Annotated in this window: 25 protein-coding genes, 3 tRNA genes and 1 pseudogene; 16 read left to right on the top strand and 13 right to left on the bottom strand. The window is 33.1% G+C overall.

The annotated features are described in order from the left end of the window. Positions 1–148 precede the first annotated feature (148 nt). Positions 149–313, top strand: coding sequence for a hypothetical protein (locus CCY16_RS05430; protein ID WP_218916630.1), 165 nt, complete (start codon positions 149–151; stop codon positions 311–313). A 69-nt stretch (positions 314–382) separates the two neighbouring features. Here the strand turns inward: CCY16_RS05430 and CCY16_RS00285 are convergent, their stop codons facing one another. Next, complete coding sequence (locus tag CCY16_RS00285; RefSeq protein WP_179946001.1) at positions 383–733, bottom strand: ComEC/Rec2 family competence protein; 351 nt, start codon at positions 731–733, stop codon at positions 383–385. A gap of 1,040 nt (positions 734–1,773) precedes the next feature. On the opposite strand from CCY16_RS00285, the gene CCY16_RS00280 reads away from it, so the two are divergent. Together CCY16_RS00280 and CCY16_RS05425 are read left to right on the top strand one after the other, a co-directional pair. Then, positions 1,774–1,847, top strand: a tRNA-Met gene (locus CCY16_RS00280). Positions 1,848–2,345: 498 nt separating this feature from the next. After that, the gene (locus CCY16_RS05425) at positions 2,346–2,519 is read left to right on the top strand and encodes a hypothetical protein (RefSeq protein WP_179946000.1); all 174 of its coding nucleotides are present in this window, start codon (positions 2,346–2,348) and stop codon (positions 2,517–2,519) included. Between the two features lie 114 nt (positions 2,520–2,633). Here CCY16_RS05425 and pdxH read toward each other — a convergent pair whose 3' ends face one another. After that, positions 2,634–3,218: a pyridoxamine 5'-phosphate oxidase gene (pdxH, locus tag CCY16_RS00275; protein ID WP_179946003.1), complete on the bottom strand. Its 585-nt coding sequence runs from the start codon at positions 3,216–3,218 to the stop codon at positions 2,634–2,636. Between the two features lie 24 nt (positions 3,219–3,242). Then, on the bottom strand, positions 3,243–4,058 hold the full coding sequence (gene mutM, locus CCY16_RS00270) for a bifunctional DNA-formamidopyrimidine glycosylase/DNA-(apurinic or apyrimidinic site) lyase (protein ID WP_088414025.1): 816 nt from the start codon (positions 4,056–4,058) through the stop codon (positions 3,243–3,245). Between the two features lie 129 nt (positions 4,059–4,187). On the opposite strand from mutM, the gene CCY16_RS00265 reads away from it, so the two are divergent. Next, positions 4,188–4,260: transfer RNA gene (locus tag CCY16_RS00265), tRNA-Thr, on the top strand. 53 nt (positions 4,261–4,313) lie between these two features. On the opposite strand, the gene CCY16_RS00260 is transcribed toward CCY16_RS00265, so the two are convergent. Both CCY16_RS00260 and CCY16_RS00255 read right to left on the bottom strand, forming a co-directional pair. Then, the gene (locus CCY16_RS00260) at positions 4,314–5,840 is read right to left on the bottom strand and encodes an acyl-CoA carboxylase subunit beta (RefSeq protein WP_088414023.1); all 1,527 of its coding nucleotides are present in this window, start codon (positions 5,838–5,840) and stop codon (positions 4,314–4,316) included. Between the two features lie 108 nt (positions 5,841–5,948). Then, positions 5,949–7,001, bottom strand: coding sequence for a hypothetical protein (locus CCY16_RS00255; protein WP_088414021.1), 1,053 nt, complete (start codon positions 6,999–7,001; stop codon positions 5,949–5,951). Positions 7,002–7,137: 136 nt separating this feature from the next. Here CCY16_RS00255 and der point away from each other — a divergent pair, with 136 nt between their 5' ends. The 8 genes from der to gmk all read left to right on the top strand — a co-directional run bounded on the left by der (position 7,138) and on the right by gmk (position 14,945). Beyond that, a complete protein-coding gene (gene der, locus CCY16_RS00250; RefSeq protein WP_088414019.1) occupies positions 7,138–8,550 on the top strand; it encodes a ribosome biogenesis GTPase Der in 1,413 nt (470 codons plus the stop codon). A gap of 25 nt (positions 8,551–8,575) precedes the next feature. After that, complete coding sequence (locus CCY16_RS00245; protein WP_245800648.1) at positions 8,576–9,088, top strand: disulfide bond formation protein B; 513 nt, start codon at positions 8,576–8,578, stop codon at positions 9,086–9,088. Beyond that, positions 9,051–9,593: a demethoxyubiquinone hydroxylase family protein gene (locus CCY16_RS00240; RefSeq protein WP_088414015.1), complete on the top strand. Its 543-nt coding sequence runs from the start codon at positions 9,051–9,053 to the stop codon at positions 9,591–9,593. The genes CCY16_RS00245 and CCY16_RS00240 overlap by 38 nt, the downstream gene beginning before the upstream one ends. A gap of 571 nt (positions 9,594–10,164) precedes the next feature. After that, complete coding sequence (gene ppa / locus CCY16_RS00235) at positions 10,165–10,680, top strand: inorganic diphosphatase (protein WP_088414013.1); 516 nt, start codon at positions 10,165–10,167, stop codon at positions 10,678–10,680. Positions 10,681–10,830: 150 nt separating this feature from the next. Continuing rightward, positions 10,831–10,920, top strand: a tRNA-Ser gene (locus tag CCY16_RS00230). A gap of 235 nt (positions 10,921–11,155) precedes the next feature. Then, positions 11,156–12,511, top strand: coding sequence for an ankyrin repeat domain-containing protein (locus CCY16_RS00225; RefSeq protein WP_245800646.1), 1,356 nt, complete (start codon positions 11,156–11,158; stop codon positions 12,509–12,511). Between the two features lie 4 nt (positions 12,512–12,515). Beyond that, positions 12,516–14,306, top strand: coding sequence for a pentapeptide repeat-containing protein (locus tag CCY16_RS00220; protein ID WP_088414045.1), 1,791 nt, complete (start codon positions 12,516–12,518; stop codon positions 14,304–14,306). 51 nt (positions 14,307–14,357) lie between these two features. Beyond that, positions 14,358–14,945, top strand: coding sequence for a guanylate kinase (gene gmk / locus CCY16_RS00215; protein ID WP_088414011.1), 588 nt, complete (start codon positions 14,358–14,360; stop codon positions 14,943–14,945). Positions 14,946–14,959: 14 nt separating this feature from the next. Here the strand turns inward: gmk and CCY16_RS00210 are convergent, their stop codons facing one another. After that, positions 14,960–15,343, bottom strand: coding sequence for a TraR/DksA family transcriptional regulator (locus tag CCY16_RS00210; protein ID WP_088414009.1), 384 nt, complete (start codon positions 15,341–15,343; stop codon positions 14,960–14,962). A 106-nt stretch (positions 15,344–15,449) separates the two neighbouring features. Here CCY16_RS00210 and CCY16_RS00205 point away from each other — a divergent pair, with 106 nt between their 5' ends. Beyond that, positions 15,450–16,097 (top strand): heme exporter protein CcmB, encoded by a 648-nt coding sequence (locus tag CCY16_RS00205; RefSeq protein ID WP_088414007.1) that lies wholly within the window; start codon positions 15,450–15,452, stop codon positions 16,095–16,097. A 17-nt stretch (positions 16,098–16,114) separates the two neighbouring features. On the opposite strand, the gene CCY16_RS00200 is transcribed toward CCY16_RS00205, so the two are convergent. The 4 genes from CCY16_RS00200 to CCY16_RS00190 all read right to left on the bottom strand — a co-directional run bounded on the left by CCY16_RS00200 (position 16,115) and on the right by CCY16_RS00190 (position 18,631). After that, positions 16,115–16,702 (bottom strand): RlmE family RNA methyltransferase, encoded by a 588-nt coding sequence (locus tag CCY16_RS00200; RefSeq protein WP_088414043.1) that lies wholly within the window; start codon positions 16,700–16,702, stop codon positions 16,115–16,117. Between the two features lie 73 nt (positions 16,703–16,775). Continuing rightward, positions 16,776–16,976: a DUF2497 domain-containing protein gene (locus tag CCY16_RS05865; protein WP_245800644.1), complete on the bottom strand. Its 201-nt coding sequence runs from the start codon at positions 16,974–16,976 to the stop codon at positions 16,776–16,778. A 79-nt stretch (positions 16,977–17,055) separates the two neighbouring features. Further along, on the bottom strand, positions 17,056–17,376 hold the full coding sequence (locus CCY16_RS05860; RefSeq protein ID WP_245800643.1) for a hypothetical protein: 321 nt from the start codon (positions 17,374–17,376) through the stop codon (positions 17,056–17,058). Positions 17,377–17,395: 19 nt separating this feature from the next. Next, positions 17,396–18,631, bottom strand: a complete 1,236-nt coding sequence (locus CCY16_RS00190; RefSeq protein WP_088414005.1) for a TolC family protein — start codon at positions 18,629–18,631, stop codon at positions 17,396–17,398. Positions 18,632–18,760: 129 nt separating this feature from the next. On the opposite strand from CCY16_RS00190, the gene rplM reads away from it, so the two are divergent. The 3 genes from rplM to CCY16_RS00175 all read left to right on the top strand — a co-directional run bounded on the left by rplM (position 18,761) and on the right by CCY16_RS00175 (position 20,133). After that, the gene (rplM, locus tag CCY16_RS00185) at positions 18,761–19,219 is read left to right on the top strand and encodes a 50S ribosomal protein L13 (protein ID WP_088414003.1); all 459 of its coding nucleotides are present in this window, start codon (positions 18,761–18,763) and stop codon (positions 19,217–19,219) included. Between the two features lie 10 nt (positions 19,220–19,229). Continuing rightward, the gene (gene rpsI / locus CCY16_RS00180; RefSeq protein ID WP_088414001.1) at positions 19,230–19,676 is read left to right on the top strand and encodes a 30S ribosomal protein S9; all 447 of its coding nucleotides are present in this window, start codon (positions 19,230–19,232) and stop codon (positions 19,674–19,676) included. 145 nt (positions 19,677–19,821) lie between these two features. After that, positions 19,822–20,133 carry an HU family DNA-binding protein gene (locus tag CCY16_RS00175; RefSeq protein WP_088413999.1) on the top strand — a complete coding sequence of 104 codons (312 nt, stop codon included), beginning with the start codon at positions 19,822–19,824 and terminating at the stop codon, positions 20,131–20,133. Here the strand turns inward: CCY16_RS00175 and CCY16_RS00170 are convergent. The 3 genes and pseudogenes from CCY16_RS00170 to CCY16_RS00160 form a co-directional block, all read right to left on the bottom strand. Continuing rightward, positions 20,126–20,833, bottom strand: coding sequence for a pyridoxine 5'-phosphate synthase (locus CCY16_RS00170; RefSeq protein ID WP_088413997.1), 708 nt, complete (start codon positions 20,831–20,833; stop codon positions 20,126–20,128). The two genes, CCY16_RS00175 and CCY16_RS00170, sit on opposite strands and share 8 nt — an antisense overlap. 321 nt (positions 20,834–21,154) lie before the next feature. Next, a complete protein-coding gene (locus CCY16_RS00165) occupies positions 21,155–21,913 on the bottom strand; it encodes a cell division protein FtsQ/DivIB (RefSeq protein WP_088413995.1) in 759 nt (252 codons plus the stop codon). Next, positions 21,903–22,897, bottom strand: a pseudogene (locus CCY16_RS00160) (D-alanine--D-alanine ligase). The gene CCY16_RS00165 and the pseudogene CCY16_RS00160 overlap by 11 nt, the downstream one beginning before the upstream one ends. Between the last annotated feature and the right edge of the window lie 70 nt (positions 22,898–22,967).

Raw genomic sequence — 22,967 nt, 5'->3', positions numbered from 1 at the left:
TGGATTGTTATATTTAGTATGATTCAAAATTTAATTCTGCCCATTTTGCTTTGCCCAAGTTTTAACAATAAAGTTTCTGCTTTTTCTGGTAAGAGAATATAGTAAGTTGTTGCTCTCCTTTACTGCAACATTATCAGCACTGACTAAGATGTTAGGAGTTCTATGTATAGCACTAGAGAAAATACTCAGCACAATAAAGAGAACTCCAAAGAAACGCCAATTCCCTTCCCATAAGCACGGCCATGATAATCCAAATATTATGATGAAAATTGATGATGCAGGAAAAACCCGAATAGGAATAACTAAATATTGAAGGCTAACGATTACGTTTGTTATATACAAAACGCTATACAATAGGACGCTCTATAAGTGGCGCTATAATTCACTCAATACCTAAAGGAATCGATAAAACATAAATTATTCCAAATGGAATAATAATCAATGTGGCTATCGGTATAGCAATTAAATTTGTAATAATGCCACTGATTGAAAAATAGTTAAAATTGTATATTGTGTACGGAACAGTTACTAAGCTTGCTATTAATGAGCTAATCATTATTGACACAAAATATTTCATTATTTTTATTTTTGAATAACTTGTTGGCATTAATCTGATAACTGGTAACCGGCGCCAAGACAGCAGAAAACGACATCTGAAAACCAGGCTATAAATTGCTTCCGGTTCTATTATGAGTATCCTGAAGCAGCAAACGCAATTACTATTAACCCTCAATATTTTCTATCTATCATTATTGCAACAAGTACTAAAATTACCATAATGTATGCGCGCTAAGCGGGAATTTGCATACCAGTGATTAATAAATAAAACGTGGTTGGCAAAATGGTAAGAAATGAAGATATTTTCTTAGTATTGTACTTAAGAGTCAAAATCTCAGATATTGCAAATAAATTACAGAATGCTATAAAAAATAGACCATCAACGAATGTGATAAATGTAAACCAGATATAGCAAACAAATGTGCTATATCTTAATCCTCATATTGCTATTCATAGTTTTTTGTTCTATTCCATCTTTTTTGCCAATTATTAATGCAGAGACTATATCTGCATATGGTTCTTTAGTATTTTGCTTCAGATTTTCGTAGGAGCTATTTTACTTGTTGCAAGACCTGTTGCACTTATTTTCTGATAATATGCTACTCTTACAAAACCATGTGCCTACTCTGAAGGTGCAATTTAGAGGAAAAAGCTTTGCTGATAATTTTACCTGATCGACCTATTTTAATGCTTTTTCCCACTTTAGTTCTAACTGATATTCTTATGTTGTTCAACTTGAACTTCGTGTTTTTTTTCATAAAGCAAAATTGTTTATATGAGCTCCCTGTCATTAACATCTTTCGCTGTGGCAACGATATTCTTTACGTACCTTCTTTATTAAGAATGTTGAGTATCGACTACTAAAACTGTTCTTAACTTGCTGACTGTAAATCCTATGATCACTGCAATTAAAGCAGTATATAATATCACATATCTTTTATGCAGCGTTGCAATCAAAATTAATGTAGGTAAAAGTGCAAAAAAAATAGGTATAACAAAGCTGGGTTCAGAGTTTTAAGAGAAGTAGATTAAAGTTCCCACACACTGAAAAACAGGGAACCACAGTATTAAGTTATATTTTTCATTGCGTAAGTTGCTACGTATATAACTAACTATTATGCAAGGAAAGTTAACAAATACACAAAATATACACCGTAGTGTAATTTTATTCTTTTATTTCCTATTATTCATATATAATAGCTAAATAAATAACGATGCGGGGTGGAGCAGTTCGGTAGCTCATCAGGCTCATAACCTGAAGGTCGTAGGTTCAAATCCTACCTCCGCAACTTTTACCTTCATCTCGGAAAAGTGATGTTTGAGGTGATATACAGGATTTAAATACTAAAAAAAAACTAAAATTTTGAACATGAAAAAGGTGCATTTACTTATATCGTTATTTATAATCTGTACTACAAACTTGGGCTATACAAAAATATCTTATTGTAAGCACCACCAAAATTTCTGAAAAAATTATCGATAAAACAATTGTTCAGACTATTCTAAGTGAAATGAAGTAGACTACCTGTTTTAATTCAGAATCTTGTGTCACGACTGAAATTACTGCATAATCCAAGTAGTGATGTTGATGTGTCTTAATATATAATCAAATTTATACATAAGGTGCTAGTACAACCAGATAAAATTATCAAAACCATAGATGACTTCAACGAAACCTGTTTGTATGGTAAGCCAACTAAGGCTCATTATACAGTGAAAAACATAGTTCTGCTAGAAAATTGGCAACTCTTAACTGAGAACCATGACTACTTCACCAGCGTTCAGGTATGGAACTTTTATGCCATGCTAATATAGCAGATAAAATAGATTTTTCTTGGTTAAAGGAAAATATGAGAGATCAGCACATTAGAGAAGTTGATTTTATCATTACAGCTGGGCTAAATAGTGATGAAGTTGGGTTTCTTGCTTTATATAAAAGCACAACCCTAAAGGGAAGATAATTGTAATGAATCTTATACAGCCAAAACATCTTGGAAATGGTGATATATTAATGGTGGGAGATGTGCAGAAAGCTTTGCCTGATCTGCTCAAGAACTTATCTTAAATAACATAACTTAAGGATACAACTGCTCTATTTTCCAGTTTTTTCTCTTAAAGAGAGTGTACCTAAACCTAGTATGTCTTCTGTGCTTACCTTCTTGCCAGAATTCAATTATTTTTGGAATTATGCAGAATCCTACCCAAAAGTCAGGACGAGGGACTTGTGTATTGTAAAATTCTTTCTTCTTCAGTTCAATAACTTGCTCGAAGTCTTGCCAATTTTTCAAAACGCGCGATTGTTTTGAACACCATGCACTAAATTGACTATTGCGTGCTCGAGATGAAAAATATTGATCAGCTCTTTCACTGTCTAGAAGTTTAACCTCTCCTTCAATTCGTACTTGCCTAAAAAACTCTATCCAGTGAAATACTAGTGCAGCCTTGGAGTTCTCGGTCAATTCTTTCCCTTTTCTACTATTTACATTAGTGAAGAACACGAAACCTTCTTCGCTATATTCCTTTAGCAATACTACCCTTGCAGATGGAGTGCAGTCTTTGCTACAAGTTGCTAATGTCATTGCAGTTGGTTGTTTACATGGAGAATTAAGTACTACTTTATACCATTTTGAAAACAAATCAAACGGATCTTTTTCAGGCAAAAACATCATACCCAAAGTGAAGTCTTAGTTCTGACATGCATTGCAAAAATAAGTACTACGACCATTTTGTCGTATAAGTGTTATAATATTATTGCAAATTTTGCAAGGTTTTTGAACTTTACCATATACATAAAAACTATTTTGAAAGTATCCAACAGATCCAGATGGCTGTGCATAATCTTTTAACGTCGACCCACCAGCTATGATTGCATCACTCAGAGTATTTTTTATTTCAGTAGCAAGTTTTTCGCACTCTTTATACGTCAAATCTTGTGCTGATCTCAGTGGTGATATGCGAGCTCTAAACAGACTCTCAGAAGCGTATACGTTGCCTATACCAACTATTAATTTATTATCCATTAATGCTGACTTGATATTGACCGTTTTGTTCTTCAGTAGCTTCTGTAAATAACCTCCATTAAATTCATCTGTAAAGGGCTCTATTCCGAAGTCATTAAAAAAATTTACTTCTTGTTCTTTATTTAAAACAATGACTAACCCGAATTTTCTTGGATCATTAAAAATTATTGAAGTATTGTCAGAAAATGAAAATATCACATGATCATGTTTATTCTGTGCTTGCTCGTCTTTAGCATATATGAGCTTTCCGCTCATGCCAAGGTGTATGGTGACAACTATATCATAGTCTATGTGCCAAATTATATATTTGCCTCTACGCTTGATATTATTTATTACTTTACCCTTTATTACATCATCGATATTTTGTGTAATTGGTACACGCAAATTCCAATTGTTGACTGTAACACCGCTTATTTGCTTATTTTTAATCTTATCAAACAGAAAATTAGAGATTACTTCCACTTCTGGGAGCTCTGGCATCTTGTCTACCCTGCTGCTGTTTTTTTCTTTTTACAATATTTTGCTTTAGAGCTTTTACTAACCTTTTTCTCCCCTCTTTTTTTTCTTTATTCTTTTTTATATTATTCATTATCATTGTATATAAATTCTGCCGTTATAGCTCAGGTGGTAGAGTACATCATTGGTAATGATGAGGTCCCAAGTTCGAATCTTGGTAACGGCATACTGATTATATTTATAGTATTGCATGCTCCATAATAAAAACTTGGAAAAGAGTTACAGAGGTAAGTTATCATGCTTTTTCCATATTCTTTCTATTTTTTTATTTTTTAGTAGCTCTAATGCTTTGTAAAAATGATACCTCGTTTTGCTTGGCACTATTATGTCATCAATATATCCGTGTGATGCAGCAAAAAATGGATTAGCAAATTTTTCTTTATATTCTTTAATCAGTGTTTGTTGATCTTTTTCATGCCGAAATATAATTTCAACTGCACTTTCTGGACCCATCACGGCTATTTCAGCAGTTGGCCAGGCATAATTTATGTCGCCTTTTAGATGTTTAGAATTCATCACAATGTATGCACCACCATACGCTTTTCTGGTAATAAGGCTAATCTTTGGTACAGTCGCTTCAGCATAAGCATAAAGCAGCTTTGCCCCGTGTTGTATTATATTATTGTATTCTTGATTTGTACCTGGCAGAAATCCTGGAACATCAATAAGTGTAGTAATAGGAATGTTAAATGCGTCACAGAACCTTACAAATCTTGCAGCTTTTCTTGAAGAATCAATATCCAAACATCCTGCAAGATACATAGGTTGATTTGCAACAATGCCAACAGTATTTCCTTTAATTCTACCGAACCCAATTATAATATTACGAGCAAAATCAGGTTTTAGTTCAAAAAAATTCCTTTCATCACAAACTTTTTCAATGAGTTCATGCATATCATAAGGGGTATTAGGATTGTGAGGAATTAGGGTATTTAAAGATTCATTAATGTCATCAACATCATCACAGATTGGTACAGATTTCGGTAATTCTTGATTATTTGCTGGTAGAAAAGTAAGGAATTCACGTATTTTTAGCAACATTTCAACATCATTATTAAACGCAAAATCTGCCACTCCTGTTTTACTTGTGTGAATTTTTGCTCCGCCGAGATCTTCGTGATTTACGTCTTCGTAGGTAACTTTTTTTACTACATCTGGTCCGGTTATAAACATATATGAACTATTTTTTACCATGAAGGTAAAATCAGTTAATGCTGGGGAATAGACTGCACCACCAGCGCATGGACCCATGATTAAGGAAATTTGTGGTATCACGCCTGATGCATTTACATTTCTTTGAAAGAGTTCTCCGTAACCAGCAAGAGAATTTACTCCTTCCTGAATTCTGGCTCCACCAGAGTCATTTAGTCCAATAATGGGAACTCTGACATTAATTGCCATATCCATAATTTTACATATTTTTTTTGCATGTGATGCACCGAGAGACCCCCCAAAAACAGTGAAATCCTGAGAATAAACAAAAACTTTTCTGCCATAAATGGTGCCATGGCCAATTACAACACCATCACCTAAAAAATTAGCGTTTTGCATACTAAAATCAGTTGCATGACGCTTTACGAATTTATCGTATTCTTCAAACGAATTTTCGTCGAGCAATATACTAAGCCTTTCTCTAGCAGTTAATTTCCCTTTTTCGTGTTGTTTGTTAATCCTATCAAGACCACCCCCTTTTTCAGCTTCTAACGTTTTGGTCTGTAAGTTTTCCAGTGCTTTAAAGTCTTGCATGTGGTAAAACAGCTTTCAAATTGATTGTAAACCTTATTAAGCTTATAAACTCCATTAACTATACACATACACCGTTGCTGTATGCAACAGTGTATATGTAGTAATTGGTTAATTTCCTGATAACTCCTGTCCATTGCTCTGAGAATGCTGCGATTCACTAACTTTTTCTAAAGCAAAGGAAGGTGGACTAACTTCACTCTTTTTTGCTTGCACAAAACCTTTGGCAGCCTCAATAACCTTGCTTATACGAGGTTCTTTTGCTAATTCTTCACAATACTTTGAAAAAATTTCACAATTTTTGTCGTCCATATACACCATTATTTTGCTAAAGCCTGAGGTATTTTCAGAAGATAAAATCATTTCAATTTTTTTCTCACCTACTGGGAAAGTCATCTGAAGTACGCCCTTCATATCACAATATTGTCCGTTTTGTATTCGGATTATATTATCTCTTTTCCCAATCTTTAATGCTCCATCTAAACCTTGAAATTCTGGGTTATTCAGAAACTTTGCAGGGACCACAACACTTTCTTCTGGACATCTTACATAATAAAATCCATTATCTCTTTCTACTGTAACACCCTTTATCACATCTTTTTCTTTGTTTTTTTCAATGCCGCCACGTACAATCTGTTTTAGATTTGACAAGTAATCTTCACGCTTTTGCAGTATATTGCTTGGTAGTATTTTCGAGACTCTTGTGCTTATATTGTTACCTTTTGAAACTAGATCAGACATTTCTAACCAAAGAGGCCGTAGTTTGCTTTTTCCAGTCTCAGTAACATTGGCATCGCTTTCCATAAGATGTTGTAAAACCAGCATTAAATAATCTATTACTGATAACTTTTCTCCTTCTCGAAATACATCAATATGACATGGTACACTAAACATGATCTTGTTCTTTTTTGCATCTTTTATAGATTTTCGAAATTCCTTTGCTATATTTTCTATGGCTATATCATTAGGTAAGTTTTCCAATTCATTATATAAGATAAGAGCATCATATATTTCACGCAGCGTATTTGAAATATTTTCTTCCATATGTTCATTAACATGTCCATAAATTGTCTTGCTTGATTGCAAATTCCCCATTTTTTCTGAATATCCTGGTTGTTTTGATCTTTCACTACTTGCACTTTCTATTTTCTCTAACACTGGCATAACCACCCCCTACTTTACATAATAAAGTTAAAATAAAATCCCTTAATTTTAGGATATTGATGTAATCTACAAAGTCAATAGTTAAGTTGAAAAGTTTCAGTTATAATTTACTTCATATAGGACATGCTCTTAAACTATGTTAAAAATCGCTATAGTAGGCCTGCCAAATGCTGGCAAGTCAACCTTATTTAATAGGCTAGTGGGAAGAAAAGCAGCAGTAGTTAGTAACATTCCAGGGATAACAAGGGATAGACAAGAAGGAGTCGGGAGAATTAGTGATTTGGAGCTTAAAATTATAGATACAGGAGGATGGAATGATCGAACTAAATTCTCCCTTCAGGTTGTTGAACAGATAGAATTTTCTTTATTTAGTGCAGATGTAATTTTCTTTCTTGTTGATGCAAAAGTGCCAAATGAGCAAAACAAAGAATTTGCAAAATGGTTAAAAAGAAGAACAAATAAGTCTGTGATACTTATAGCAAACAAATGTGAAAGTTATAAATCTGAAAATATTGATTACCTGCAGTTTTTTAATTTCATAGGCCCAGTATACATCTCAGCTGAACATAATCTTGGCATGGTTGATCTTTACAATGCATTGGCTGGTGTTATTGATTCTTCTACAAGTTCCTCCTCTGTTATTCCAAAACCCTTGCCTGTCATCAAAGTAGCTGACACTGGGATCCAAAAAAAAAATGAGCAAATTCCAACGTTACATGCTAAAAATCAATTTAATGAACCTAATAGGCTGAGGGTTGCAATAATTGGCCGTCCAAATGTTGGAAAGTCAACTTTTTTAAACAGTTTACTTTCAGAAAACAGACTAATAACAAGTTCAGAACCTGGCACCACACGTGACTCCGTAGATATTACATATAATCACAATGGAAAGCTTATTACTCTCATCGATACTGCGGGAATTCGCAGAAGGGCAAATCTTATAGATGATCTAGAATTAAAGTTTATTAAAAAAGGCATGGAATCAATAAAGCGCTCTCATGTGGTAGTTTTGATGCTAGACTCTTTACTTGGCATTAAGCAGCAGGATTTATCAATTAGTGAAGCTGCAATCAAAGGAGGGAAGGGGATTATCATTGTTTTAAATAAGTGGGACTTAATAAATAAAGATGATAGAAGCAAGTTGATAAAATTTGTAAGACAACAGGAGATAACTAGGTTGTTCTTGGAAGTGCCAACTGTAACGATTTCTGCACTGAAAGGCATTCGTTGCAGTGATGTAATAGACAAGTGTCTTGAAGTGAACGAATTCTTGAATAAGAAAATCAGCACTGCAAAAGTGAATAAGTGGCTAGTTGATGCTTTAGGTAGGCATCCTCATCCATTTGTAAAAGGTAGAGCAATTAGGATGAAATATATTGCTCAAATTGGTACTAAACCTCCGGCTTTTTCTTTAACATGTAATGTGCCTGAAGGTGTTGATGAGAGTTATAAACGCTATTTAACTAATGATCTTAGGAAGAATTTCTTTATAGATGGTATACCTGTTAGACTTCTTTTAAAAAAGAATAAAAATCCCTATGTAAAATGAAATTCTGCTTTATACTTTCAGAGGTATGTATAATAATTCACTTAAAATTATGTATAGTAACTCTAGAGTTTCTGCAATCTTTCTACTATCAAGTGCTGTTGCTCTAATTTTTGCATATGTACTAGAGTATTTTTTCAATATGCTACCATGCAAGTTATGTATATACGAGCGGATAATTTATTATGTTGCAGGATTACTTGCAGTGGTTTATATGCTCAAAAATAACAAGATTCTGATTTATGCAATGTTTTGCAGCTATCTTATAGGTGCAGTAATATCTTTTTATCATGTAGGTCTTGAATTCCACTTGTTTCATGATGTTTTAGGCTGCGCAGAGCAAGCAAGTAGTAACGCTAGCGTAGAAGAGCTGAGAAATAATCTATTAAACCCTGATTACTCTCCATTTTGTGACAAGCCTCGTTATATCTTAGGTGTTTCCCTAGCAACATGGAATCTTATTTATCTTATAGCAGCTCTGTTCTTATCAGGTAAAATTTGTTGTGGAGAAGGAAAGAAATCTGAACAGCTTAAGGTATAGCAACAGTAGGTTCTTGCATCAAACAATTAGAGTAAATCATGCTGGGGAATATGGTGCTATCTGCATTTATTACGGTCAAAAGTTTATTCTTAAGAAATCTTCTATAATCAATAAAATAATCGAAATGGAAGGGCAGGAAAAGAAACATTTTCACTATTTTAACGAAAAAATTAAAGAGCAAAAAGTTCGCCCTACTGTTTTATTGCCAGTTTGGTATGTATTAGGAGTGTCACTTGGTGTTGTCACTGCAATTATGGGCAAAAAAGCTGCTATGGCTTGCACCGCTGCAGTTGAGGAGGTAATCGGAGAGCATTACAGAGAACAAGTTTCATATTTAGAAGATGGGGAATTAAAAGAAACAATAAGTAAATTTTGCGATGAGGAGCTAGAACACAGAGATATTGCAATTGAACACAACGCTGAAAGTGCGCTTGGCTATAATATTTTAGCTTCGTTTATAAAAACAGGCTGCAAAGTTGCTATTTATTTATCTAAGTTGATTTAGCTAATTCTCAGGCGACTTTTTGTTCATAAAGATGAAATTATGTAAATGTGGCAACTCAAAAGTATATATTAGACCTTTTGCATGGTTTTTGGCAACGCGCTAGTGTATAACAACTGTTGTTCAATAGAAACGAAAAAAATTGCTTGACACATTTTGCCAGCTTTATTATTGATAATAATAAAGCTGTTTCATAATTTAAAGCCTATCGAAAGCCAAAATCTAGAGGTATATGTTTTTTATTGCATTGTACTTAATTTCCAGAGTATTTTTATTATATTCTTTCTGGACTTTTTCTATAGTAGGGTTCCTATACCTAATATCATGAATCGCGCTTATAAAGCGTTCAGGACATTAAAGAACGTCAAATAGACAACAAAGAATGTGGATAATTAGTCACTACAGGGCTTCTTTTACCTTTTTTTACTTGGTAAATTTCTTAAATATTTATAGTTGAAGCAATTTAAAAGCAGCAGCGTTATAAAAGACGCCAATATTTAAAATAATTGCCTTTTTCATAGATTATTCAAGAAGTCTATTGTATAATGTTTACTCTTAAAGTAAGAGATAATCTATGGATTTGAGTAAGATAACTATGGCATCAGATGCAGTAAATGTGATTATTGAAATAAGTGCAAATACTGAGCCCATAAAGTATGAATTTGATAAAGAACTCGGATTATTACGAGTTGACAGGTTTTTATCTACTGCAATGGTCTATCCTTGCAATTATGGATTTGTGCCAAATACCTGTGCGGGTGATGGTGATCCTGTAGATGTTCTGGTGTTAACTCAATTTCCCTTAGCGCCTGGTGTTTTAATATCGGTACGTCCGGTGGGTGCTTTGCTTACTAAGGATGAGAAGGGAAAAGATGAAAAAGTATTAGCTGTGCCTGTTTCCAGTGTTGATAGCTATTATGATCACGTAAAAAACTGTTCTGATTTGCCTAAAAACCTACTGAATAAAATTACTCACTTCTTTTTACACTATAAAGACCTAGAGAAAGAGAAAACAGTGACAGTTGGAGAGTGGGTTGATGCAGAAAAAGCGAAAAAAATTGTTGAGAGCGCTATTAAAAGTAGAAATTAATGCATGTTAATTTTAGTTATTGTGTTATAGTAAAGTCATAGTTATTAACTGGTTTGAAGGATTTTTGGTATAAGATGCTATTATTAAAAGGTTAGACAGGTTGTAAAGTCTTAGTATTATATAGAGTATTTGTCTTGAAGTTCAAGATTTGGAAGGGTGGCTGAGCGGCTGAAGGCGGCGGTTTGCTAAACCGTTATACGATTAAAAGTCGTATCGAGGGTTCGAATCCCTCTCCTTCCGTGTGTTATTAGCACATTATAAGATTTACTGTGTTAACCTATTTTCACCTTATCTAGACATACACAATATACCTAACTTTATTGGACTTTTTGTGAAGCTATAGAGTTCAGATGAGTTCTTATATTTTCCTGCGGCCATACTGCTCCTATGAAAGTTCTGAATCGCTCTTTGTTCCTCATGCTCGTTTTTTACTATAGATTAATTATTTGGTTATAGTATTATCTTAATTAAGCCTATGCTTGGAATATTTATGAGAAGTGTTTTATACTTTACGTTGTTATTTGTCGTATTTGGATCACTAAACCTATTTGCTGTGGAGCAAGTTGAAGAAAAAAAAACTGATGCAGATGAATCAGTTGATTCTGTACATGAAAATGTAGGTGTGAAAAAGGATCTAAAACAAGATTTGCTGGCTAAAGAAAAAAGATTTGGTGTAGACGAATCAGTTGGTTCTGTGTATGAAGATGTAGGTATAAGGAAAAATCCGAAACAAGATTTACTGAAAAACACGACCCAACGGGGAGACGAACTAAAATCTTCCAGGAGCGATTCTGCGAACGTCGATAAGTTGAATGCTGAAGGAATACAGGATACCAAGATCGAAGGAGCGACCAATAAAAAAAAATTGCAACACGATAAAAATAAAGTCCCTCCAATTGAGAAAGTTGTGAGCGGAGATGAGAAAATTAGTAAAGATTTGCTAGACCTTAGTAATAATCCACTGGAAAAAAGTACAGATAGACCTGCTCAAGATTTACCGGATGTTGCCAGCGAGGAAGTGAAAAAAGATGTAAAAAAAGAGCCTTCAAGTGCTGATTTGAATGAAGATATAGCTAACCAACAGATAGATCTACAAGTTGATAAAAAGGTCGATGTAGAGAAAAGTAAACCTTCGGAAAGTAATGCAAGTCAATTGTTGAAGGAAAAAAAAGAAAAGGCAGAAGATCAGGCAGGAAAAGAAAAAGTAGAAAAAGTAACTGGGGACCTTAATGGAAAAGATCGAGAAAAACTTATCACTAAGAAAGATGAAGAAAGCAAACAAGAGGAAAAGGAGAATCTACAAAAATGGACAAAGCTAGATAGAGAACCAATAAAGGAATGGTGTCATAAAAATGCACAAAGCAAGTCAATATATAAGCGACAATACGATAACCTTAATGAGCATCTTCCGACAACCATATTTATTGATGACTACAGTAAACAGCTTTTTTACTGTATTAAAAAGAATAACTTAGTTTGCTTAAGAGGAATAATAAATAAATTGGAAGAATTTGGATCGACAGTTCGAGAGATATTAGAATTTAGAAATAAACTTGGAGATACTCCTTTAATTTATGCAGTTAAGCAAGGTAAGATAGATATAATACGCTTTCTCTTATTACAAGGTGCTAATCCTAAAGTAGTTAATAATAATTTTCAATCTCCTATTGATATAGCAATTGAAAAAGAACAAGTTGATATAATAAATGCAATTGCTGAAATGATACCACATCTTTTAGAACATAAGAAAGTAGATAATAAGGAAAGCCAAATGTATGATTGGGCTGTAAAGACAAAAAAAGATAATGAATTACAATGCAATGAAGACTGAGCAAATGATTAGATTTTTGGTATTAATTTTAGTTGGTCATTTGTGTTACGGGAATGAAATAAATGATGCAAAAAATCCAGTTAGTGATTTTTTAGATACTTTGCATAAAATAAAGTATGTGTCTTACAGTAAAAAAGACTTTGCTAAGTTTCTAGTGCAATGCCACAAAAAAGGTATTCAAGAGGATTTTAGAAAAGGTTTTGGCTCTAACTTAAATGGAGCAGATTTCAGTAAATTGTACCTCAATGGATCTATTTTTAATGGAGTAAGTCTAATTGGTGCTGATTTTTCTCATACTGACTTGTCAGGTGTATCCTTTATTAATTCTGATTTACGTGGTGCTAATTTTTCTAATGCTAATTTGCAAGGTATAAAAGTAAAAGGTACGAATTTGAGTTTTGCGAAATTTATTTCTGCAAATTTGACAGATATTATATTTGATCAATCTGATGTTAGTTGTGCTGAATTTGTCAGCTCTGACCTCAAAAAAGTGAGAATGCAAAGTATGACCGGTTTACATACTAATTTTTCAGATGTCAAAATAAATTTTTCCAGCTTATCAGACTCAAATGTGGGCTATATAAGTTTTAGTGATAGTGAAATAAACAATACTGTTGTGCAAAGAAGCAGTCTTGATAATGCAAATTTTTTTGGAGTGGATTCATATAAACTAAAAATACAATTTTCCTCATTGAAAAATGCTAATATATATGGCACGGAAATAAAAGAATCAGACTTCACAGGCAGCAATCTTTCTAATGTTTGCCTTGATTCTTCTGCTATAATTGACAGCAATTTTGGTGGAGCTAATTTAAGCAAAACTAGAATTTCCTATGTAAATGGTGATAATTCAAGTTTTGTTCAATCTATGTTGAATGGTTCCAAGATAAAACATTCATATGTTTCTGAAGTCAGTTTTCAAGATGCTGATTTATCCAATATTGGTTTTAGTTTTAGCGAGCTACATCAAGTTAATGTTTCTGATTCTGACATTCGCCATGGAGAGTTTCGTAATACTAGAGTTGCACATTCTAATATGAATGGTTCGTTTTTTGACCATTCGTTATTTACCTCTGCGAAGATAGAAAGTACAGACCTTTCCTCAACTTCGATGTATAGGGTAAAAATAAGAGACTCTCAAGTTTATAATAGTAGACTTTTTCACAATAGCATCGATTCTAGTGAAATAGAAAGCTCAACGTTTTTTAATTTAATAGCGAATAATTCAATCTGGTCTAATCTAAAAGTAACTAGTTCAAATTTTGTTGAAAGTGACTTTGGATCTTCTTTACTTCGCGGTAGTGCCTTTAAGAAAACCAGTTTTTTTCTTAGCAACTTCAATAATTCAACGGTCAGTGGTACGTCTTTTCATTCTTCTAGCATATATAAAGGCTCGGTTGTTGATGCTCATTTAGCAGATTGTGAGTTTGATCATTCGATTTTGATTGATAATGAAGGGCAGGAGAAACTTGCTGGCTTAGAGGGTGCTATAACTTCAATTGAGAATTTGCAAGAAAAGATATTACAGGGTGAAAAGTTTGATGTAAATTATTCTTGCTTTGAGTTTAAGGATATGAATCTAGAGAATGCCGATTTCTCTAATTCGATATTGAGTAGAGCGAAATTTATAAATGTTAATTTAGATAAGGCAAACCTTAAGAAAGCTGATTTACGCCATACTATTTTTGATAATTCTTCTCTTATTGGTACCAATTTATCGGATTCCAATTTAGATCATTCTAGCTTTTTTAAACCTGATTCAAAAAGTGCCATATTAGAAAATGCAAAGTCCTAATCAAATGAAGAACCTTGTAGTGTGCTTGTTAACTTATACTTAGAAGAGAAAATGGCTGCAGAGAATGAAGGTGTATTATTGGTTTTATCTTCTCCTTCTGGAGCTGGCAAAACTACTATATTAGAGAGATTACTTGAGCGATCGACTAACTCAGTTAGATCGGTTTCTATGACTACACGCAAACCTCGCCCCGGCGAAATAAATGGAAAAGACTATTTTTTTGTTACCAAGAAAGAATTTCATGAGTTATGTGAAGCTGGTCAAATGCTTGAGTACGCCAGAGTTTTTGAAAATTTTTATGGCATACCGAGAAGTTTTATAGAACAGAACCTGAGCAGTGGAATAAGCGTTTTACTAAGTATAGATTGGCAAGGAGCATTTCATTTATTTAAGCTTATGAGGGAAAAAGTTGTAAGTGTTTTTATACTTCCCCCTTCAATGGAGGAGCTTAGGTTGCGTTTGCAAAAACGTAATAGTGACAGTGCAAGTGAAATAGAATACAGGTTAGCCGAAGCTCAAAAAGAGATGAGCAAGCGCGATAAATATGATTATGTAGTAATCAATGATGATATTGATAAGAGTGTAGAAGAGATAAGTTCTATATTAGATAAAGAAAGACTTAAAAGGTCAGGGGTTTAGGTGACTATATGCAATTAATCATCAGTGTTATATACGTTCTTTTCCTTTTCTAATCTCTCTTGCTCTTCAATGCAATATACAGCAAACGGATTAGCTTTAAGTCTTGCGATTCCTATTTCTTCCCCTGTTCTATCACAATAGCCGTAGGTGCCTAGTTTTATTTTTTCTAATGCCTCCTTGATTTTTTCTTTTCTATCTTTTCTGCGCTTAATTAATTTTTCATTTCCACTGTCTTCATCAGAGTAGTATGCACTATCTTCTAGTTCCTGCTTCTCTAGCTCAGCAAGGATTGATTCCAACTTTAAGTTGAAGTATTCCAACTGTTTTACGCTCATATATTCTTCATCTTCTGAAGGAGTGTAATCTTCTGATAATTTTGTTTTTGATGACTCTTTCATGGTTATGTTATTAATTAATTAATAAACCTTGTATAATTTGTGAGTAAGAAATTATACTATCTAAAATTAAACACTATAATTTATAATAAACATTTAAAAGCCTAGTATGATTAGCTCAATAGGAAGATTAGCGATAGATAGTAAAAATTTTATCTATGCGATATGTGCTTTTATTATAATGTTAAGTCTATCTTCATTTGCACTTGAAAGCAGCAGTAAGCAAGAAATCATGTTAACGCTAATATGGATATGCACTACGTTTGTCTTGCAAATCTCTACAAGTAATTTATTTGTTTTTGATTATCATGATGGAATATTAGAGCAAATTTTTATACAGCCATTTTCCCCTAGGTTTGTAATTGCTTATAAAATTTTTGTTCACTGGTTATTGTTCGGGCTGCCAATCTCAGTGATTTCTTCCATATTCAGCTTCGTAGTTTTGAGTAGTAACATTGAACACTCAATAGCGGTAGGCTTATCTTTATTACTTAATACGCTGATAATAATTAATATCTCAGCTACTGGAAATGCATTAGTGGTTGGTCGAAACAACTTAGCATCGGGAATATCACAAATTCTTGTTTTGCCAATCATAATGCCAACATTTGTATATTTTAAATTACTAGTTCATTTCGAGGGTTTGTTCTTAAGTATTCATATGTTACTTATTACTGCTTTAATTTTTGCCATTTTAATGGTTAATGGTACTATAGCTACTCATATGGCATTGAAATTTGCTGTAGAGCAGAATTAGAAAATTTTGCCATTACTCTATATAGGAAAACTGTTGCTGATAAAATCTAAACCTACCAAATACATTTCTGTAGATTCAGATCTACTTGATTTTGGCTTAAAGTATTTTACTATTTTGAACATTTTTTTTAATTCATTATAAAAGTCTTTGTCAGATTCTCCTTGAAAGATTTTTACTACAAACTTGCCACCATAAATTAGGAAATGTTTTGCAAAGTTCAATGCTGCTTCGCATAAAAGCATGATTCTAATATGGTCCAGCGATTTTAACCCGCAGGATTCTGGGGCCATGTCAGATAGAATTACATCAAATTTTTGATCTTTAAATCTTTCCCTTAAAGTTTCAAGTTCATTTATATTGTATTGTATATATTTCACTCCACTAATTGTGTTTACTGGCTTTATATCAATAGCAATTACTTTTGCACCTTTCTGAGATGCAACTTGTGACCATCCACCAGGAGAAGCACCAAGGTCAACAATTTTTTGCCCTGCTTGGAGTAATTTAAATTTATTATCTATTTCTATCAACTTATATGCTGAACGTGATCTATAACTATCCTTATTAGTTTTTTGTACATACTGGTCATTTAAATGACGGTGCAACCACCTTGTTGAGGATAGTTTTCTGCCTTTAGCTGTTTTTACTCTAGTTTTTATTGCTAACACCTTGTAAAAATCACTTATTATTGATGATATCTTTGAGCTCTTTTTCGACTACTTCTTTTACCAATGTATGGAGGTAATTATTTAGCCACTCAGGCAACTGAGGTTTTAAAAGAGATGTAACTAATTCTTCAATAGTGAGGTTTGATTTTTTTTGTTGTTCGTGCTGTAGTTCGTTTTGCATTTTTTCAAGTAGCTTTTTAATCTCTTCCATGTTCTCTTTTTAAATTAGATGATCGCTATTTTGCCCTTGTAAACCACTATTATTCCTTTGTTATTATCTGTTTGAGGTATTATTGTGCAAACGAACGTCCTTTTCTTTTCTGTGAGTTATAACTGTGGTTATTAAATTGAGTATTATTAAAAACTATTTCCTCGCTCTTATGATCATTGTTGACATCTTGTTTTTCGTTATTCTGCTCTTTAATATCTTTTTCTAAATCTTCTAAATACTCCTCTTCAAGGTACAAAACATCATCATCCTTCTTCTCCTTTTCTATTTCTATTGCATCTTCTATTTCCACTGCATCATTACTTGAGCTTTTACCAGATATAGCTTTCTTTATATCTTCTAGGATATCTTTTACAGATTGATTGCTTTGTTCATCATTCATAACACTAATGCCATCAAATTTAGAGATTTATACTATTTATTATAAAAAGTAAATTATAAACATTAATCACATAATTGCTTTGTGCTTCAACTAAGTCCGAACGTGCTTTGAATAACGTGTCTTCAGTATATAAAAGATCAGTTATACTCTTTAAATTTAAGCTTACTTCTTGTTCAACCCCTTCCAACGCTAGAGCTGCTGCTTTTTCAGCTTCTTGACTTGCTTTAATGATAGCCTTTGCTGTCAACACATCATTCCAAGCATTTACAACCATTTGCTCTATGTTTTTTACTGTTTCATAATAATCGTAAGTGAATTTTTTTGCATCCATTCTAGCTTTACTGATGCCAAAAGCATTTATTCCTCTTTTAAAAATTGGAATATCGAGAGTAAAAGCAACGCTAGCACCTTCTAAAGGCTTTTTGATGTTGATATTTCTTATGTCAAAAATTTTATTTATACTAAGGTGCAGAGAAGGTAGCCACTTAGAAGTTTCAGCAAACACTCCCATTCCTGCTGCTTTTTTTTGATAAACTGCTGTTTTCAAAGATAGATTGTTGGTTCTTGCTAGCTGTAAACATTCATTTAATTCTGGAACAGAAGGTAATTTATCACTAGCTTCAGAAAGTTCATCAGGTTCTTCCCCAATTAGGTGGAAGTAAGCAATGTTTGCCGATTTTAATTTGCCTTCGGCATCAACTCTTTCTGACACTGAAGATGAAAATTTTGCTTTTGCCAGCGAAACTTCAGCGTTGGTCACTTCCCCGAGAGAAAAACGTTTTTTTGCCTCTGATAAATTTTCCAAAGAGACGCGTTCTTTGTGCTCTTTAAGCTGTAATATTGCCCTACTTCGTAGAACATCAACGTATACTTTTACGGCATTAAGTGCAAGCTCTTGCTTTGACTTTTGAAATTGAGTCTTTGCTGCTTTGAGAAGATGACTTGATTGACTGAATGTAGCAAAAGTACCGCCTCCATCTATTATTCTCTGACTTAATGTAAGGAGTTCTCCGGGGTTTTGTATACTGTTGACGATATTAAAATTACTATCAAAATAGTATCGAAGATTAATATCTGGCAAAAATCCAGCTATCCCTAAAGATTTATAGTATTTTTTAGCGATTTTATATTGGTAAAATTGAGACTTGAGCTTTGAACTATTTTTAATGGCTTTATTTACAGCTTCTTCAAGATCAATCGCATAGCAATTTACAGTACTAAAGATAGCCGCAAGTATAATAATCAAATGGAACATTCTACTCCTATATATATTGGCTGTGCAACTAAGTTACTAGCATAAGTTGCTTTAATAATCAATAACTAATATTGTTGACATTGCTTAGAAATTAAGTGTATCATAGCCTACTATTGTTCAGTTAGAGTGATGAAGACTTTTTTCTTAAAAGAGGGACAAATCGATAAAAAATGGTTTGTTATAAACGCAGAAGGGCTAGTAGTAGGAAGACTTGCAGCATTTGTAGCAACAATGTTGCGTGGAAAACATAAACCTGAGTATACACCTCATATGGACTGTGGCGATAATATAATTATCGTCAACGCAGAAAAGGTACATTTTACCGGAAAAAAATTTAAAGAGAAAGTTTACTACAAGCATACAGGTTACCCTGGTGGTTTAAAAAAAACTACCCCAGATAATATTCTTAATGGTAAGTTCCCTGAGAGGGTAATAAAAATGGCGGTGAAAAGGATGCTTGATGATGGTCCTATGGCGCGTAAACGTTTTGGAAATTTATATGTTTATTCTGGTCCAGAGCATAAACATCAAGGGCAGCAGCCTAAAAAGATAGATTTTGCTTCTTTAAATCGTAAAAATAAAAAATAATAGAATAAGAATGGAAAGTTCTGTAATAAATCAATCAGAAAAAGTAACTAAGCCAGCAATTGATTTGTTTGGTTGTTTGTATGCTACGGGTCGAAGAAAAGAATCTGCAGCAAGAGTATGGATAAAACCAGGAAGTGGAAAGTTCAGTGTTAATCAGCAAGACAAGCTGCTCTCTTACTTTAAGAGAGAATCAGTGTGCCAAATAGTGAAAATGCCACTTATTGTAACATCTATGCTAGATAAATATGACGTATTTGCAACTGTAAAAGGTGGAGGACTATCTGGTCAAGCAGGTGCATTAGCTCATGGAATAAGCAAAGCTTTAAGTAAAATAAGCCAAGATTTATATTCTATATTACGTAAGAGTGGGTATTTAACACGAAACTCGTGTGTTAAAGAACGTAAGAAATATGGTCAACGTGGGGCTCGGGCAAAATATCAATTTTCTAAGAGATAATTATTTTGAGTGATATTTTTTTTGTGTATATTATACAAATGTTAAAAAAATGCATAGTATATTCTATTTTCATGATAAATTTAGTTGACTATCGGTATGAACGTAATATGTTGTTTGTGTAATTTTTTCAATATTAAGGTAGTTTATGAGTAAAGAAGACATAATAAATAAATTAAAACAAGCTTGTTCTAGTCAAGATGTAGAAATAACAAAGTCTGATTTGAGCAAGATTTTTGATGCGCTTATGAAAATAATAAAGGGTAAACTAGATGAGGAAGGTGAAATACGCCTGCATGGAATAGGCACATTTTCTACTGCTATAAGCCAGGAGAAACAATGTCGTAATCCTCAGAATGGTGAAATCATGACTGTTCCTCAAAAGACAAGAGTGAAGTTTAAAGCAAGCCAAACTCTTTTAAGTATTTTAAATAAGGAGAAAGGAGAAGTAATTAGTTAGATATTATCATCTTCATTGTTTTTACTACGCTGTATAACCCATCAAATATAGCTTCGCTGATTAAAGAGTGGCCTATATTCAGAGTTGAAATGTGAGGTATTTTTTTCATCCTTTGAGCGTATTTATAAGTTATGCCGTGCCCTGCATGGCATTCTATCCCTAATTTATTAATATACTCTGCAGTATTGGTAATTAATTTTAGTTTTTTTTCTAATGGATTATTGCAGTAATCACCTGTATGGATTTCTACTATGTCAGGCTTTATTTCTGACTTTTCAAGATATTTTAGTTGATTAATATTCGGATTGATAAACAATGAAACCTTTATACCAAAACTATGCATCTCTTCTATTATACTAGAAAGTTTACTATGCATGTTAATTATATCCAGGCCGCCTTCAGTTGTTAATTCTTCTCTTTTTTCTGGTACTATGTTAATTGAATAAGATTTTACCTTTTTTGCTATTTCAAGCATTTCTTCCTTGGCTGCAATTTCAAGGTTTAGTTCAGTATTAGTGTTTTTTTTCAGGTTAAACACATCTTCATCTCTGATGTGCCTTCTATCTTCTCGTAAGTGTACAGTGATAAAATCTGCTCCGGCGTTAATGGCTATTTCTGCGGCTTTCAATGGATCTGGATAAGGGGTTCCACGTGTGTTGCGAAGGGTTGCAATGTGGTCGATATTAACGCCTAGTTTCATGATTTACTACATAAGCTACTTAATAAAGTATACATGTTATTAGGTCTTTTGCTATGAATATTACAGCCTGAAAGCAAAGCTACAAAAAAACCGCTTGATAAACTTCTCCAGCCTCCTTATTATAGCAATGAAGGTGTTTAGTTATTTAATCTGTAGAGTAAACACTATCTACTATGAGGGTGTTTTTTGCCTTTTTTTTCTATTTGGTAAACTTATTAATGTTTGTAAATTTAAATCTACTGCAGATGGTAGCGTGTAACGCTGGGATAACATCATAGAGGCATTATCGCATAAAATTTAGATAACGAGGAAGGAGTAGAATTATCTCTTTACAAAGATTTTATCAATAATACGCATATCAATTATACTCCAATCGCTAAAAGTAAAATCGGTTGTATTTTGTAAGCGATTTAAATAATTCCATGCACTATGAGGATTATCTTCAGGCAGTTTTACTATAGAGCCGTTATCAAGTATGATGTTCCATCTTCTATCTCCTATATAAACACAAGAAGAAATGTGATCACTTAATTGAGTTTTACTTTCTAGTATATCTTTAATAGATTTTAGGTTTGATAGTGCGTTTTGTCCTGTAATTACGATAAAGTTATCTGTAGGATAATCATCTACAATCACTTTACCTTCGGAATCAATTACTGAAGTTTTGTTATTATCCTTCCATAGAGCAAACGGTTTATGTTCATCTACATTAATGTATAGAGTGTTAGGCAAAATTCTATGAATTCTTACGTGCTTTATCCATTTGCTTACGGATTGTATGCTATCAGCAAGCTTTGAAGGTGATATATATATAATTGGCTGCGTTTTATTTACCAGATTTAAAATATCCTTCTCATTTGTAAATTTATTGCCATTTACAACTACTTCATCGATTGAAAATCCACTACTGAGTAGTAGACTAGACAAATAGTCATTACACCAAGTGAGATAATGATTAAATCGACTTGTGATTTTATCAAGTGAGCTATAGAATACTAACGTAAAAAAGAGTACTGTTATGATAACCAAAGCACACTTATGTAAAAAACTTCTTTGACTTCTAGTAGAATTACTCAACATTTACTTGATCTCTAATATTTTTTTGTGCTGTAGACTATCTTCAATGATAATTTTAACTAATTCATTAAAATCAATTCCTTTTGTCAATTTTGCAATTTCTGGTACTAACGATAATTCAGTAAAGCCAGGGTGTGTATTGATCTCAAGCATTTTTAGAGTATTATCCTTAGGATTATAGCGAAAATCTGAGCGAGAAATAGTTTTACATCCTAGAAATCGATGAACTTTCAATGCATGTTCCAAGGTCATTTCATATATGTTGTCAGGAATTTCAGCAGGAAATATGTGCTCTGCAAACCCGTTTGTGTATTTTGCTTTATAATCATAGAATTTATTTTTTGGTCTTATTTCCATAGTGCCAGCTGCTTCATCTAGTAACACAGCAGTGTGTAACTCTATACCTGGTATGTATTCTTCTATGATCATTAAATCTCTTGTTGTCCAAACTGGTTCTTCTTCCTCAATTCCAGCGTCATGCACTGGAATGACGCTAAACATGTTTTTTAATTTTAAATAATCCTCATGCGAGAAAGTTATGTGCACTCCAATACTTGAACCTTCATTAATGGGTTTTAAGACATATGGATAATCAATTTTAATATTATTTTTTAGTATATCTCCTCGACTGATTATGTACCCTTTTGGAGTGTCAATACCAAGGGATCGGAATATATGCTTAGACATTGCTTTATTCATAGCAATAGCCGAGGCCATAACTCCAGAGTGTGTATATTTTATACCTAAAATCTCCAATAAACCTTGAATGCAGCCATCTTCGCCATAAGGCCCGTGTAGAGCAATGAAAGCAAGGTCAGGGTTAATTTTTTTAAGCTTTTCAGCAGTGTTGCTGTCAACGTCTATTTCTATTGCATTATATGAAAGGCTATCAAGCGCCTTCTTTACTGCTTTCCCACTCATCAATGATATTTTTCTTTCACGAGAAAATCCACCGCTTAAAATTGTTATAGTTAGGGCCATGAGCACTTTTAGAAGAACCGTATTAATTATGACTATATACATGAACTTCGTAAATAGAAGAGAAAATTATCTTGAA

The sequence above is a fragment of the Wolbachia endosymbiont of Wuchereria bancrofti genome, from assembly GCF_002204235.2.
GTDB lineage: Bacteria > Pseudomonadota > Alphaproteobacteria > Rickettsiales > Anaplasmataceae > Wolbachia.
The sequence above is the reverse complement of the archived record's forward strand: the minus strand, read 5'-3'. Positions and strand labels throughout refer to the sequence as shown.